Genomic DNA, 14,866 nt, shown 5'->3' with positions numbered 1-14,866 from the left:
GATGGCACTGCGCGGTTAAATCTGGCAGCTATCTAATTTCATAACGTTTTAGCAAATTTGTTCAGGCAATCCAGAGCGCGTTTCTCTTGAACAACTGCCCCGATGTCACGTGCAAGCTGCAGGGCTTGATTTGCCTCGGTGACAGCTTGGTCAAGGTCGCCACGGGCGGCCAATGCTTTGGCGCGCACACGGTGATATTCTGGCTTGTTCAGCATCTCTCCACGCTCCCACCCGGGCGTGCAAACATGTTCAAGCCGGTTCAGGGCATCCTCGATATGACCCTGATCGATCAACAGCTCGGACAGGACAATCTGGTTTTGCGGGAAGGTAAAGTTGCCGCCAGCCTGGGACACAAGGTCCATATAGGTCCCGACACGAGCAGCCCCCCCGATCACGTCACCTTTGCCCGCCTGAGCCAGACCCAGATAGATATCCTGCATTGCGTGAAGATACAGGAACCCTTCTTCGTCCGCGATCCGACGCGCTTCGTTCATCGTATCGTCCAGCAAGTCCCATTCGCCCGCATACGGAAGGAACATCGACGACGCGCCCATAATGTAGACAAGGTTGGGGGCGTGTTCGAACGGCTTGCTGATTTCGATCGACTTCAGGCGGGCCTCTTCGGCCTCGTCGAATTTGCCAAGCTGCCACAGAAGACAGCCCTGAATGGCAAAGAACGACGCGCTGGTCGAGGACTGGGTCATCGGCATCATGGCCATGTCAAGCTCGGGCGTGATCAGGGCAAGGCCCCGTTCAAGCTGTCTTTCGCAATCGGCAAACTCGCCGCGGAAATAATGAGTATAGCTGAGTGCCCGAGCAGCAAGGACGTTTGTAACCGGATCCGGTGCAAGGCTGGCCATGCCGTCAAGGGCCTGCGCCATCTCAAGTGCGCGGTTCATCTGGCCCGACACAAAGAAATGCGTCCATCGGCAGAAGGTTGCGGCAAACAGGGTTTCGCCCGCACCCAGCGCCTGTGCAAGATGCATCGCACGGGCTGCGGTCTGCCCAACCTGTGTGGATGACCAACCGTGTATCGCCATGAACGCAGGCAATACATTCATCTGAACGCCAAGCTCTACCCCATCTCGTTCGGGACCGCCGGGCATCGTTTCGATATTGCGCAATGCGGCCTGAAAAGCGGCAATCGCCGGTAGGTTCGCAAGGCGGCTGAGGGCCTGTTCACCCGCCAGAACCCAGTGGGTAACAGCCTCGCCCTTAAGACCGCCTAGATCGCAGTGATGCGCCACGGTATCCGGTGTAGGGTTACCAAAAGCCTTGTGACCGGCCAGCAATTCTTTGGCGATTTTCAGGTGAATCTGTTCCCGGTCTTCAAGTAAAAGCGACTGGTACGCTGTGTCCTGCACCAGCGCATGGTGGAACGTGTAAGTCGGCGCCCCGGCTTCGCTGGTGATGGATACCAGACCTGCACCGATCAGTTGGATCAATGCTGATTCCACATCCGTGTCCTTGGGTGCTACCGCATGGATCATCGCCGACGTGAAGCTGCGGCCAATCACGGATCCCAACTGCGCTACAGGTCGCGCATTTTCCATCCGGTCCAGCCGCGACATCAGCGAGTCATGAAGAGTTGCGGGGATACTGAGGGTTCCCATTACCCCGGCGTCGATGGGCACGTCCTGCGGCAGCTGATCCAGAACCGCCTTGGTCATTTCCTCGATATAAAGCGGCACACCATCGGCTTTTTCGACAATCTGTCTGACCAAAGTGACCGGCAGGCTGCGCGGTACGGCAACACGGCGCACCAGTTCAGACGCTTCGAGAACCGAAAGAGGTGTCAATTCGACGATTGACGCGCGGCCTTCAAAATGTTCCGGAGGCTCGTATTCAGGGCGGTGCGTCAGAACCACAAGGATGGGCAATTGGTCCAAGGCGTCGATCAGCGCGTCCAAGGCATCCAGCGTGGTTGCGTCCGCCCAGTGCACATCTTCGAATACCAACAGCAATGACCCGCGTTCATCGCAGATGCTCCCGGCACAGCGGATCAGCAAATCCAAAGATTTGCGGGCTTTCTTGATCGGATCGGGTTCGACCGGAGCGTCAGTTTCAAACCCGGCCAAATCCAATAGCAGCGCAGCATCTTCTTCGGTCAAACGAGAGGCGTTTTTCGCGTATTCCCTGATCGACTCGGTTACCTTGTCGGTATCAGTCTCATCCCCTGCAAACCGTCGAAGCTCGGCACGTAGCGGGTGCAGGGGCAAACTGGCAAGATGCGGGACACATTGCAGGGTCATAGGCCTTTGTCCCAGCGTTTTGCTGAGGGAATTGATCAGGCGCGATTTCCCGATACCGGCCGGGCCACCAACCAGCGCAACCTGACCCGATCCGCGCAGCACATGATCCCAAAGCCCTGTCAGGCCGGTCAGGTCGTCTTCGCGGGCAACCAATTTGACCGTGGACTTGCCGGTGCGCGCGTCGAACCGGCTGGCGGCGATCTTTTCGTCAATAACGCGGAAGACCGAGCGCTCACCATCAAATCCCTTCAATTCGTGATTGCCGCGCGGTTCAAAGTTAAAGGCCCCTTTTGTCAGGCGCCATGTCTCGGACGAGACGACAACTTCACCGGGATTGGCCAATCCCTGAAGGCGTGAGGCAAGGTTGGCCGTTTCGCCAACAATGAAATCCTGTGTTCCCAGGCTGGCAGAGGAAACAACCCCGACAACGACAACTCCGGTTGCGATTCCCGCGCGCAGGTCCAGGTTTTCACCGAACTTGTTTTCCAGATTCTGAACCGCTTCGATGGTTTCCAAAACCGCACGCACCGCGCGCTCGGTATCATCTTCAGTGGCTTTCGGATATCCGAAATACATCATGATGCCATCGCCCTGCTTATAAGCCAGGTGGCATCCGTGTTGTTTCATCGTGCCGATGGCGGTGTCCAGATACAGATTCATGATCTGCATCAGCTCTTCCGGATCATGCCGTTGTGCTAATTGTGTGGACCCGACCAGATCGCAGAATACAAGCGTCAGCTGTCGCCGTTCGGCCACGCGGGACATTGCGGGTTTGTCGGACGCTTCCTGAAGCTTCAGTTCTGCCTGTGTTTGCCGAAAACGTTTCCTTTGACCGACTGTCAAACCCAGATCTCGAAGTTCCGGGTCTGTCAATTCGTCCAATATTACGTCGTCTATCCCTTCTTCGAGAAACCGCGCGCTGAAGTCATGTAGATCGGCGTTTTGCAGAATAGTTGAAAGGCGTGTGGATTTCCCGATGACAGTCGTCATTGATCAGCGCTTGCCCCCTGGTACTTCTTCGGCACATCGTTGCATGCCTCATTCGCGTCAATATCGCGCCGAATCCAAAAGATTGACGTGGTATCAGACCAATTTGGTAACAAGTGTGGCAGATGTCAGGCCGAATTGCTATGATATTGCGGTCAAGCCTCCCAAATGAATGGTTTTGTTGTCAAATCGGAACCAGCCCGGTTTGGTCGGACCACTCAGACGCAATTTCGGTCGGTCCGAGGTTAATTGGCACCAGGTACAAGGCCTCAGGGGTTCAGGTTAATCCGGCCGGAAACCAGTGGCCTGACCGGATGGCGATAAATATGCCGGTTGGTCACAAATGCGTCGCGAGCCCTTTCGCGGGCCATAGCTCTTGGATAAAAGAATAACGCGCCAGCACCGAAACGCCGGCCTTCGATGTCTTCATTGAATTACCGGGAGAATACCTGTGACGTCTTTCCGCCTGGCGAAACTAGCGATCCTTTGTCTTGGCATTCCAACCATGTCCCTTGCGCAATCCGCCGAGGACCCAAGCGCTGGGCTGTTGATGGAACTGAACAATTTGCAACAGGTCGATGGCAACTGCCGATTGTCATTTCTGTTGCAAAATCAGACCGGTGCCGAGATTGAGGCCGCCAATTTTGAAACCGTTATCTTTAACGCGGAGGGCAATGTTGTCAGCCTGTCGCTGTATAATTTCCGCGATATTCCTGCGGGACGTCTGCGGGTGCGGCAGTTCAGCATCGCGGACATGATCTGCGGCGATGTTGGCCGGATTCTGATCAACGGATCCAATACATGTACGGTCGAAGGCGCCGAAAGCGATCTTTGCGACGAAGCCCTTACGCTAAACAACCGAACAGATGTGGAGTTTCTCAGATGAGCCCGCTTGATGCTTTGCGTGAAATTGTTGCCCTTGGCGGGCCGGTGGTTGCGGTCCTGATCGCCATGTCGATCGTGACGCTGGCCGTCACGCTGTACAAGCTTTGGCAATTCACGGTTTCCGGTGTCGGTCGGCACAAGATCCTGTCCCAGGCGCTTGCGGCCTGGGATGCCGGTGACACGCAGGCCGCAAGGGCCAAGCTGGCGGAAAGCCGCAGCTATCTTGCGCCGCTGGTCAACTCTGCCATGGATGCGCCCATCGTGCCGGGGCTGGACCAAAGGCTGGATGCCGAGGCCGGGTTGGCCCTGGCGGGCCTTGAGCGCGGCTTTCGTCTGTTGGACACCGTGGCACAGCTGGCACCGCTGCTGGGCCTGTTCGGCACCGTACTTGGCATGATCGAAGCGTTCCAGAGCCTGCAGACTGCCGGATCATCCGTTGATCCCTCGCTGCTTGCGGGCGGTATCTGGGTAGCGCTGGTCACCACAGCGGTTGGTCTGGCCGTGGCGATGCCGACCTCGATGGTTCTGTCCTGGTTCGAAAGTCGCACTGCGCGCGAACGGGTTTTTGCCGACAAGGCCTTGAGGACCGTTCTTGTTCCGGGGCGGGGATCGTCAGACTCTGCCCAGGTGGCCGCTGTCCCAACGACAGCAGATCATGCGTAATTCTGCACCATTTGTGCGACGGCCAATGTCGATGACGCCGCTCATCGACATCATATTTCTCTTGTTGCTCTTTTTCATGCTGACCTCGACATTCTCGAAATATGCCGAGATCGAATTAAGCAGCGCCACCGGTGGCGCCTCTGTCGACGAAGTTACGGGTCAGCGGGTGTTTCTGCAGTTGGGCTCAGAGCGCCTGATCCTGAACGGTGTGCCGGTCACATTGGACGACGTGGTCGAACAGGTGAACACCGGTCAGGTCCTGGTCAGCCTCGACCCCGATACAACCTCGCAAAGGCTGGTCAATCTGCTGGTACGGTTGCGTGGCCGCGACGGGTTGAGCGTTCTGGTGTTGGAGTGAGGCGATGATCCGCAATATTCGACCCCGCCGCAAACGCGATTCGACCATTGCTTTGATCAATGTCGTGTTTCTGATGCTGATCTTCTTTTTGATCACCGGAACCATCGCGCCGCCGCTGGATCCGGATCTGCAACTTGTGGATACGTCGGAACTGGAGGGCAGTGAGCCCCCCGACGCGTTGGTTCTGCACAAGAACGGATTGCTCAGCTTTCGGGGCCAGCCGATGACCCCCGAGGCCTATATGACCGGCCGCGACCCCGCGCCGGTGCGGATCGTGCCCGACCGGGATGCGCCCGGTCACCGGTTGATCGAGGTGACCGGCACTTTGCGGCGGCTGGGGGCAACCTCAGTCTTTGTTGTGACCGAAAAGGCGCTGGAATGATCAGACGCTCGGTTGTCATTGCGGCTATTGCGGTCCTAGTGTCCCTGTTAATTCACTTAGTCGGGTTGAGCGTGACGGCGCCTCGTCTGACTGAAACCACGGAACCTGCAGGCCCGGCCGATGCCATCGCGCTGGGCAATGAGTTCGAGGAGATTGCCGATGTCGTTGCGGACCCGGTTGAGCCCGAGCCCGCCCCCGAATCCGAACCGGAACCGGAAGAGCCGCTGGCGCCCGAACCGGCACCCGAACCCGAAGAAGTGCCGGTCAGCGAAGCATTGGTCGCCTCTGATAACCCTCAGCAGGTCCCTTCACCCGATCTGGGCAAGTCCGAAATCGTGCGCCCGGTGGTGACGGAAACGGTTGAGCCGTCGGAAACCACGTCTGAGACACCTTCGGACGCAAATGAAGCCGCCAGCCAGGACGAAGATTCCACGCCTCAGGCCGAACCCAGTGAGCAGGCCGAAACACCCGAAGGAGTGCCCGAGGCCAGCCCGGTTCAAGCCGAAGAACAGGCAGCGGTTGACCCGGCCCCGGCTGAAGTTCCCACGCCCGAGCCATCGCCGGTTCCCGACATACCGCTGATAGCTGACATTCCCGACGTCGACATCCCACTTGTCGAGCCCGAACCTGAGGCGGAGGAAGAGACAGAGACGGCACTGACCTCTTCGGTGCGTCCGAAGCTACCGGATCAACGGCCTAGTTCCAAACCGCAGGGCGTCTTGCCGGGCTCCAACGATTTCAGTGATCTGCGGTTCCCTGAGAAAGAGGTCGAATCCCCGCTGTCGCAGTACAAACGCGCGGGGATTGACCCGTTCACACGCGGCAACACCAGTGCCGGTTCAGGGGGAAGGGGGCCAGGCAATTCCAGCAAAACCAACTATGCTGGCCGTGTGCTCATGCATCTGAACCGGGCGCCTTTGGTCTATGTTTCGGCGCGCGGTTTCGCTCAGGTCTTTTTTCAGATCAACCCGGATGGAACCTTGGCCTTTGTCGATGTGGTCGACAGCTCTGGATCCCCCGAAGTCGACCGTGCTGCCAAGGCGCAGGTTCGCGCGGCGTCGCCTTTCCCGTTGCCCCCTGGCGGTGTCAGCCGCAGCCTGTCATTTTTCTATAGCAGCAACTAGCATATGGTGCCGCAGCAGGATCGCATCCGACCCGAGGCGCGGCTGGGCATTATGCCGTCTGAATGGGCGTGGTCTTGGGCGTGGCAATTCCCGGAATGCGGACTCTCAGATTGCGACTCACCTGAAATTGGGCTGCAGTCACAACAGGGGTAGGGACCGAGAATCCCTGAATCATGCGACCTGTCAATAATTCCCGGTTTAAAGAGGTGGTCTGGCTTTTTTGCGTTCAATTTTTTGTAACGTTTCCAATGGGCGAACAAAGTGCTCGAAAAGCTTGAATATCTGCGCCCTGCGGCCTTTTTGCCCGGTGCAAAGTGGCAACACCGTTGCAGGCAGAGGGCGTGGAAAATCCCGTCTCGCTATTGTGCCCATGTTGAATTTATTCGACGAATTTAGCCGCCGCTTCGGTGGCACTACTCCTCTCAAAACTTATGGATTAACCATGAAAAACGTACTCATCGCATCGACCGCGCTGATTGCAACCGCCAGTGTTGCTGCCGCGGAAGTCAAATTCAGCGGCTATGGCCGCTTTGGTCTGGGCTATGAAGAAGACCGTTCAGCAACCACCACCACAACGACCGCGTCTGGTGCGGTCAATTCAAACAACGCCTCGACCGACGATACCATTTTGGTGTCGCGTTTTCGTCTGAACATCGACGCCAGTGCCGAAACAGATGGCGGCGTTGAATTCCAGGGCCGTGTTCGTCTGCAGGCGGATGACGATTCAAGCACCGGCGAGCAGAACGAAGCTGGCCTGAATGGCGCCCGTTTCTCGGTTATCTATGGCGGCCTGCGTGTTGACGCCGGTAACGTTTCGGGTTCGTTCGACAACCTGGATGACTACTTCGGTACCGAGCCGGGCCTGGAAGAATTCCTGGGTCAGTATTCGGGCGTGAACTATTCCTTCCTGGAATACAGCTCAACCGGCACGGGCGCGAATGCTGTGTTCTTCCGCTACACCGTTGGCGATCTGGCATTCTCGGCATCCTATGACCAGGACACGAAATTCCTGGGCGCAGGCATCACTGACGACCGTGACCGCTGGGACGTAAGCGCATCTTACACCTTCAACAACTTCACCGCCTCGCTGGCATATGGTGAAACTGATGAAGGTGCAGGCGTTGACAAGGAAAGCCTGACTGTTCTGACCCTGGGTGCAGAACTGGGCGATTTCTACGGCACCCTGTTCGTGGCTGACGATGACGTCAACAACGACGCCGAAGACGGCACCGCTTATGGTTTCTCGGTCGCCTATGATCTGGGTGCGGCAACCACGCTGCAGCTGGTTTACGGTGACGGTTCGGCTGACGACGACACCCGCAACATCGGTGTTGGCGCCATCTATGACCTGGGCGGCGGTGTATCGCTGCGTGGTGCAGTTGGCGAGATCAAAGACGGCGACGACGACGGCAAGATCCGTGCCGACTTTGGTGCTCAGTTCAACTTCTAAGCTGATCTGAACCAGATTGATCTAAGGGCGGGCCTTCGGGTTCGCCCTTTTTCTGTCTGACTATTTCTTTTCAAAGAACAAAATGACCTCACCCAGCCGGATGCCATAGCGCGAGACATAGGCCCGGTTCAGCAGCCGGTCATCGCTCAGCATCCACATCCAGTCATCGAAATCGACCCGCATGGTCCCGTCCTTGACGGGCAGGTCGATCTTGTAGGTCCAGTTGAAGGTATCGCCACGCTCGATCCCGCTGGCGGTGCCCAGCACGCCGGGGGCTGTGCCGGTCCAGCTATCCTCGCCGGTTTTGGTCAGGGTCCAGACGCGCTGCTCGGTTGCGCCGTCGTCATAGACGAAATCCTCGATCAGGGTCAGCGTCTCGCCATCCCATGTGCCATTGATATCAACAGTGAACCGGCGTGGCACATTGCCCAGAACATCCTGAAATTGACCATAGGCCACAGTCTGACCCTCAAAGAACTCTTCCAGGTTCAACTGCCGATCGGACAAAAAGGTCTTGGGGGTTCGGGGTTTGGCGGAGCAGGCAGCCAGAACGGTCAGCCCCAGAACAGCAAGGCCCGCGATGACAAGACGACGTGGTTTCATTGCAGCACCCGTGTTTCAGCGGCGGTGTCATGGCCATTCGCCCGGTCCAGATAGGCTGATTTGGTGGAGGGCGCCGGGCGCATGGTGGCGATCAGCTCGGCGACTTTGATGCCGAACTTTCGCATCTCGGACCGGTTCATGATCACGCCACTTTCCGTCAGGTACATCCAGTCGGTTACGTCCAGCGTGTGTCCCCCTGCGTCCTCGGGCAGGATGATCTTGTAGGTCAGCTTTACGGTCGAGCCCGAGACCGTGCCGTGCCCTTCGCCCACGATGTCATCTGCTGTCGCAATGAATGTGTTTCCCGTGCCCAGAGTCAGATACCATTTGCGAGCCATCTTCTTGCCGTTGGAATAGGTGAAATTCTCGGTCAGGGTGCCTGTGTTGCCGTCCCATTCCCCGACCATACGGGCGACAAAGCTGTTCGACATCTTACCGTCGGGGCCATAGATCAGCCCTTCGGACAGGATTTCCCCGTTTAGGTTTTCCGTCATCTTAAACGCCGGGCCGGTGCCACTGTAATCCTCAGGCGATTGGGCCCGAAAGCTAAGATAGCGCCCCTTTGCAATGGACAGGGCGAAGATGATGAGCAGGGCTATAGCAAGTAGTTTCATTTGGCTGAGACCTCAGTTGGCAGCGTCAGGACCATTCCAAACGCGCCGAGTTTCAGGATGCACGGCAAAATGGCATAGGCGAGGTTGAGCGTTCGCAGCGCCTCGGCTGAATTTGCCTGTCCCGGAGTGAATCCGCTGCGTTCCAGCAATGGAAGGGTGAAAAAGGCCGCCAGGGCTAGCCCCAGCTTACCCGCGAAAGACCAGATGCCGAATGCGGCGGATGCGTTCAGACCTGCGCGTGTCAGAGCTACCGAGAACATGGCCGGCAGCACCACCATATCCGCCCCAAGTGCGGCGCCCGATGCAATACAGATCAGGGCGAACCCGGCAAGGTTGCCGGTTGACAGCGTCGCGGCGCTGACAAAGGCCGCAATCGACAGCGGCATGGCGATCATTAGGGTCTGTTTCGGGCCAATCCGATTGCCGAGCCGCGCCCAAAGGGGCACGCTTGCCCCCGCGCTGAGGAAGAACAAGATCAACAGCGGTCCTGCCATGCCTGGCAGTTGCAGCCGGTCTTCGACAAAAAACAGAAACAGAGTCGAGGTGATGGCGACCGGCAAGCTGTTGATCAGCGCAAGAACCAGCAGGCGCAACGCACCGGCATCGCCGAGCCCGGAAAAGGTCAGGGCTTGCCCGGTTATCGGCGCGAGTCGCCAGATCGGGGCCGTCAGGACAAAGGTCAGAATGGCGATGAGGCCCAAAAACAGCCCGAACGCAGGATAGCCCTGCGCCTGCGCGCCAAAGGCGACAAACAGCGCGGGGGCACTTGCGGCAAGTATCACGCCGGTTAGCTGCCCGCCCTCGCGATAGGCGGCGAGTGTCATCAGCTCGGACGGGGTGGGCGTTTTGGCCAACGTGGCGCTGCGGCCATAGAGCAGGATGGTTCCCAGGCTGTAGGCTGAAAACAGCAGGATAAGGATGGCCACCAAACTGGCAACGGACACGCCCTCAGACAGAGTGAACAGCAGCGGGAAGCCAACCGCCAGCCCAAGTGCGGCGAGGGCAGCAAACAAAAGCTGGCCACCAGGCCACCGGTCAATCGCCCAGCCAATCAGGGGATCCTGCACAAGGTCAACCAAACGGATCAGCAACAGGACGGCGCCGATCACCCCAAGGCCAATGCCCAGATTGACCGCCGCAAAACGCGGCAGATGAATGTAAAGCGGGATGCCTGCAGCGGCGAGCATCAACGCATAGAGACTGACCCGGGGATACAGCATCACTGACCCTTCAACTGCCGGGTAAAGTTGGCCGATCTGGTGTTGCTGCCAAGAAATATCGACATGAATGCGCGCGTGATACCCGGGCTCGACAAGGTGCAGGTTCTGCTGCCATTGCGCCAGAACCCGATCTTGTCCGGCCCCTCCGGGATTGCTAGATAGCTGTCGCCTTTGCTGACGGCCTGAAAACAGGCCTGCAACTGATCGGCGGTTGGAGTCGGGTTGCCCTGTCGCACCATTTCGTCAAGCGTCGACTTGATCAGAGCCTTCTGCGCGATGGATTTGCGGTATGTCAGTTTCAGTCCGAACTCTTGATTCCAGTTAAACGGTGCGCCGCCGGGCGTATAAAGCCTGGCATCGTAAACCGGCAAACCCAGGAACCGGAACGTAGAGCTGCCAAGAACCTGTGGATCGCCCAGCCGGTCAGCCAAAGGCGACGCCGCCAAGCCGCAGGGCAGCATCATCGCCAGCGCCAGAATGGCCGGGCACATCAGCTTAGAGAGCGGCCGCAACAGGGATGGCCGCGATCTGTTCGGGGGTGCCATTGTCTGCTCCGATGGTTTGCGGGGTGCCGGTGATCCGCTCGACGACATGCATCGCGCTGGCAATCCCGTCTTCGTGAAACCCGTGCCGGTTATAGGCGCCCGCAAACCAGGTGCGGTTCTGTCCTTGCATCTCGCGGATTTGCCCCTGTGCCCAAAGTGCGGCCTTGTCAAAAACCGGATGGGCGAATTCGACCTTATCATAGATCTTGTCGGCGGCGATCTCGGATGAGGCGTTCAGCGTCACAAACAGCGGGTCACTGTCGGGAATATTCTGCAGCCTGTTCATCCAATAGGTCACCCCGACATTCCCGGCCTGCGAGCGATAGGTCCAGCTGGACCAACAGGCTCGGCGTTTGGGCATCTGCGACGGATCGCAATGCAGGATGGCCGTGTTGGGCTGATACTGGATCGCGCCAAGCGCGGCTGCTTCGGCTGGGGTGGCATCCTGGCCGAGAATGGCAAGGGATTGATCCGAGTGGGTGGCCAGAATGATCTCATCATACTGATCCGACTGGCCTTGGCTGTGAACGGTCACGCCTATCTCATTGCGCTGAACCCTCTGAACGGGGCTGGCCAGACGTATTTCGGCCCCGCGGGCACGCAGGGTGGCGTCAATCCGGCGGACATATTCAATGCTGCCGCCCTTGACGGTGTACCATTGGTGCTGATTGGCGCGGCCATTGGCCAGCAGAGCGTGATTGCGAAAGAACTGCACCAGCGACCGCGCCGGGAATTGATCCACAAATTCAACCGGGGTCGACCAGATCGCCCCGCACATGGGCATCAGGTAATTGTGCCGAAACCAGTGCCCCAACCGCAGCTGATCAACCAGCTCTCCGATGGTTGTGTCATCGTCCTTGGCTTCGTCCGGGGCCTCTCTGCCAAAACGCAGGATGTCGGCGATCATCTTGTAATAGGCCGGCCGCGCAAGATTGCGTTTCTGCGCCGTAAGAGTGCGCAGGTTGTTCAGCCCGTATTCGATGCGCCCGTTGTCGATGGTCGCACCAAAGCTCATCTCGGATTTTTCGACAGGCACGTTCAGCGTATCGAACAACCGTGTCAGGTAAGGGTAGGTGGCATAGTTGAAGACGATAAAACCGGTATCGACGGGTTGATCGTCATTTTTGCCCGCCACGACCGTGCGGGCATGCCCGCCAAGCCTGGGTTCAGCCTCAAAGAGTGTCACGTCATTGTTTTCGGAAAGATAATAAGCCGCTGAAAGGCCTGAAATGCCTGCGCCAACTATGGCGATTTTTTTCCTGCCCCTTTGGGTTTCGTCGAACATGATAGCCTCGTTACGTGACGTTTTGATAATGAATACGCAGTAGGAGCAGGATTGGATCATTCAAGACAGGGGTTTTTCGGGTGCGGCTGCAATTTAGCGGCCTCACCGCGAGCAACCGAAGGTGATCCAAACTGGCCGTGTAACCGTATTGAAATAACACAATTCAGAAATGGTCGGCATGAACAGCTTTGACGGGAAAACTTATTGGATAGTTGGCGCAAGCGAAGGTTTGGGTCGTGCTTTGGCGCAAGCTCTAAGCAATCGCGGCGCCCGGGTGATCCTGTCGGCGCGAAACGCGAAACGCCTGGATGAAATCTGCAGCATTCTGCCAAATTCAAAAGCCATTCGATGCGATGTCTCCGATTTAGACTCTGTTCGACGTGCCGCTTCCGCTGTCGGAAACGTGGATGGCCTTATCTATAATGCCGGGGCTTATGACCCGATGCGCAGCACCGAGTGGAACACCGAGGCCGCTCTTCGGATGTCCGATGTTAATTTTCAGGGCGCTTTGCGGGTTCTGGGCGAAATACTTCCTGGGTTTGTTAAGGCCGGGCAGGGGGAGATCACGCTGATCGGGTCGCTGTCCGGCTATCATGGCCTGCCATCTGCAGTCGGGTATGGTGCCAGCAAGGCGGCTTTGATTTCACTGGCAGAAACCATGCGGCATGATCTGGCGGGTTCGGGCGTCACGGTTCGGATCGTAAATCCCGGCTTCATCAAGACTCGCCTGACCGAAAAGAACAGTTTCAGGATGCCGATGCTGATGACGCCTCAGGGCGCGGCCCAGCATGTGGTTCGGGCAATGTCCCGCCACAGATTCCGCACAGACTTCCCAGCTCCGTTTTCATGGCTGATCCGCCTTGTGGGCTATTTGCCGGATTGGGTGATATATCGCGGAAGATAGGCCCTAACATTGGGGTTTTGGGCTTCTGCCAGGCTTAACCGCAGGTCAGATTCTGTATGATCCCCGAGCCGTCCACAAAGACGTTCAACCGGTCGATGCGATAATCCTGTGTGGCGATGTCATCGGGGCCTAAAACGCGCGACCGTTCGGGTAATTGCGACTGAATGGTCGATACAGGCTTGCCAATCGCATCGGCAAATGGCTCTCCTCTGCAAAAAGCCAAATCGACCGGGGCGGGTTCAAGTGGCAGTGGCGCGTCCTCAGGAGCGGGCGACTCCGTACATGCGACCAGCAAAATCAAAACAGGGGTCAAACGGCGCATTGGCGCTCCTCTTTCTGGCAATGTCGTTTCTGTAATATCAAATATTTAGCATTGCTGCCATCAAAGCGCAGTTGAAAAAACCCTGCATTTAACGCAGGGTCAGGCCAAATTTGACTGGGAGAAGTACATCATGCGCACCCGTGCCGCTGTCGCCGTTCAGGCGGGCAAACCTTTGGAAGTGATGGATGTGAACCTCGAAGGCCCCAAGGCGGGCGAGGTTCTGGTCGAGATCAAGGCGACCGGCATTTGCCACACCGACGAATTCACCCTGTCGGGTGCAGACCCCGAAGGCCTGTTCCCCGCCATTCTGGGCCATGAAGGCGCAGGTGTGGTGGTCGAGGTCGGCCCGGGCGTGACCAGCCTGAAGCCGGGCGATCACGTGATCCCGCTTTACACCCCCGAGTGTCGCGAATGTGAATACTGCCTGCATCCCAAAACCAACCTGTGTCAGGCGATCCGTTCGACGCAGGGCCAAGGGTTGATGCCCGATGGCACCTCTCGGTTCTCGACGCTGGATGGTGATCCGATCCTGCATTACATGGGCTGCTCGACCTTTGCCAACCACACGGTCCTGCCGGAAATCGCGCTTGCCAAAGTGCGCCCGGACGCGCCTTTCGACAAGATCTGCTATATCGGTTGCGGCGTGACCACCGGCATCGGCGCGGTGATCAACACCGCCAAGGTCGAGATCGGCAGCCGCGCCATTGTCTTTGGTCTGGGTGGCATCGGCCTGAACGTGATCCAGGGCCTGCGACTGGCAGGGGCCGACCAGATCGTCGGCGTCGACTTGAACCCCTCCAAGGTGGAAATGGCCACCCGGTTCGGTATGACCGATTTCGTGAACCCGTCCGAGGTCGAAGGCGATCTGGTGCCTTATCTGGTCAATCTGACCAAGGGCGGCGCAGATTACACCTTTGACGCAACGGGCAATGTCGGCGTGATGCGCACGGCGCTGGAATCGGCGCATAAGGGCTGGGGCGAGTCGATCATAATCGGCGTGGCACCTGCAGGGGCCGAGATCTCGACCCGCCCGTTCCAGTTGGTCACCGGTCGGTCCTGGCGCGGTACGGCCTTTGGCGGCGCCCGTGGCCGCACGGATGTGCCCAAGATCGTCGATTGGTACATGGAAGGTAAGATCGAGATCGACCCGATGATCACCCACACCATGGGCCTGGACGACATCAACCATGGGTTCGACCTGATGCATAAGGGCGAAAGCATCCGCTCGGTTGTGGTATACTGAGAAAACCGAAATAGTTTCCGAGGGCGGGC

At 58.0% G+C, this 14,866-nt stretch carries 15 protein-coding genes; 8 read left to right on the top strand and 7 right to left on the bottom strand.

Annotated features, from left to right (window positions below):
- Positions 1-38: 38 nt before the first annotated feature.
- Positions 39-3,242 (bottom strand): adenylate/guanylate cyclase domain-containing protein, encoded by a 3,204-nt coding sequence (locus tag AC2FJ5_RS14020; RefSeq protein ID WP_282022070.1) that lies wholly within the window; start codon positions 3,240-3,242, stop codon positions 39-41.
- Between the two features lie 448 nt (positions 3,243-3,690).
- Here AC2FJ5_RS14020 and AC2FJ5_RS14015 point away from each other — a divergent pair, with 448 nt between their 5' ends.
- The 6 genes from AC2FJ5_RS14015 to AC2FJ5_RS13990 all read left to right on the top strand — a co-directional run bounded on the left by AC2FJ5_RS14015 (position 3,691) and on the right by AC2FJ5_RS13990 (position 8,101).
- Complete coding sequence (locus AC2FJ5_RS14015; protein ID WP_496793728.1) at positions 3,691-4,125, top strand: hypothetical protein; 435 nt, start codon at positions 3,691-3,693, stop codon at positions 4,123-4,125.
- Positions 4,122-4,787 (top strand): MotA/TolQ/ExbB proton channel family protein, encoded by a 666-nt coding sequence (locus tag AC2FJ5_RS14010; RefSeq protein ID WP_496692821.1) that lies wholly within the window; start codon positions 4,122-4,124, stop codon positions 4,785-4,787. Before AC2FJ5_RS14015 ends, AC2FJ5_RS14010 begins: the two co-directional genes overlap by 4 nt.
- Entirely contained in the window at positions 4,780-5,145 is a 366-nt protein-coding gene (locus AC2FJ5_RS14005) for a biopolymer transporter ExbD (RefSeq protein WP_496703416.1), read from the top strand. Before AC2FJ5_RS14010 ends, AC2FJ5_RS14005 begins: the two co-directional genes overlap by 8 nt.
- Positions 5,146-5,149: 4 nt before the next feature.
- On the top strand, positions 5,150-5,527 hold the full coding sequence (locus AC2FJ5_RS14000; protein WP_271951792.1) for an ExbD/TolR family protein: 378 nt from the start codon (positions 5,150-5,152) through the stop codon (positions 5,525-5,527).
- The gene (locus AC2FJ5_RS13995) at positions 5,524-6,651 is read left to right on the top strand and encodes an energy transducer TonB family protein (RefSeq protein WP_496793726.1); all 1,128 of its coding nucleotides are present in this window, start codon (positions 5,524-5,526) and stop codon (positions 6,649-6,651) included. The genes AC2FJ5_RS14000 and AC2FJ5_RS13995 overlap by 4 nt, the downstream gene beginning before the upstream one ends.
- Before the next feature lie 442 nt (positions 6,652-7,093).
- Complete coding sequence (locus tag AC2FJ5_RS13990; protein WP_496678480.1) at positions 7,094-8,101, top strand: porin; 1,008 nt, start codon at positions 7,094-7,096, stop codon at positions 8,099-8,101.
- 60 nt (positions 8,102-8,161) lie between these two features.
- Here AC2FJ5_RS13990 and AC2FJ5_RS13985 read toward each other — a convergent pair whose 3' ends face one another.
- The 5 genes from AC2FJ5_RS13985 to AC2FJ5_RS13965 are packed head-to-tail and all read right to left on the bottom strand — an operon-like array spanning position 8,162 to position 12,368.
- Positions 8,162-8,704 (bottom strand): DUF3833 domain-containing protein, encoded by a 543-nt coding sequence (locus tag AC2FJ5_RS13985; RefSeq protein ID WP_496793725.1) that lies wholly within the window; start codon positions 8,702-8,704, stop codon positions 8,162-8,164.
- The gene (locus AC2FJ5_RS13980; protein WP_496793723.1) at positions 8,701-9,318 is read right to left on the bottom strand and encodes a DUF3833 domain-containing protein; all 618 of its coding nucleotides are present in this window, start codon (positions 9,316-9,318) and stop codon (positions 8,701-8,703) included. Before AC2FJ5_RS13980 ends, AC2FJ5_RS13985 begins: the two co-directional genes overlap by 4 nt.
- Entirely contained in the window at positions 9,315-10,538 is a 1,224-nt protein-coding gene (locus tag AC2FJ5_RS13975) for an MFS transporter (protein WP_496793721.1), read from the bottom strand. The genes AC2FJ5_RS13980 and AC2FJ5_RS13975 overlap by 4 nt, the downstream gene beginning before the upstream one ends.
- Positions 10,538-11,083: a hypothetical protein gene (locus AC2FJ5_RS13970; RefSeq protein WP_496706927.1), complete on the bottom strand. Its 546-nt coding sequence runs from the start codon at positions 11,081-11,083 to the stop codon at positions 10,538-10,540. Before AC2FJ5_RS13970 ends, AC2FJ5_RS13975 begins: the two co-directional genes overlap by 1 nt.
- Positions 11,034-12,368 (bottom strand): NAD(P)/FAD-dependent oxidoreductase, encoded by a 1,335-nt coding sequence (locus tag AC2FJ5_RS13965; RefSeq protein ID WP_496793719.1) that lies wholly within the window; start codon positions 12,366-12,368, stop codon positions 11,034-11,036. The genes AC2FJ5_RS13970 and AC2FJ5_RS13965 overlap by 50 nt, the downstream gene beginning before the upstream one ends.
- Before the next feature lie 178 nt (positions 12,369-12,546).
- Here AC2FJ5_RS13965 and AC2FJ5_RS13960 point away from each other — a divergent pair, with 178 nt between their 5' ends.
- A complete protein-coding gene (locus AC2FJ5_RS13960) occupies positions 12,547-13,272 on the top strand; it encodes an SDR family NAD(P)-dependent oxidoreductase (RefSeq protein WP_496793717.1) in 726 nt (241 codons plus the stop codon).
- Between the two features lie 34 nt (positions 13,273-13,306).
- Here AC2FJ5_RS13960 and AC2FJ5_RS13955 read toward each other — a convergent pair whose 3' ends face one another.
- Positions 13,307-13,594 (bottom strand): I78 family peptidase inhibitor, encoded by a 288-nt coding sequence (locus tag AC2FJ5_RS13955; protein WP_496678465.1) that lies wholly within the window; start codon positions 13,592-13,594, stop codon positions 13,307-13,309.
- A 130-nt stretch (positions 13,595-13,724) separates the two neighbouring features.
- Here AC2FJ5_RS13955 and AC2FJ5_RS13950 point away from each other — a divergent pair, with 130 nt between their 5' ends.
- The gene (locus AC2FJ5_RS13950; protein ID WP_142638535.1) at positions 13,725-14,837 is read left to right on the top strand and encodes an S-(hydroxymethyl)glutathione dehydrogenase/class III alcohol dehydrogenase; all 1,113 of its coding nucleotides are present in this window, start codon (positions 13,725-13,727) and stop codon (positions 14,835-14,837) included.
- Positions 14,838-14,866 lie beyond the last annotated feature (29 nt).

The sequence above is a fragment of the Ruegeria sp. CDSA221 genome, assembly GCF_059611825.1.
Note: the sequence above shows the minus strand (reverse complement) of the source record. Positions and strands in the feature narration are given on the sequence as shown.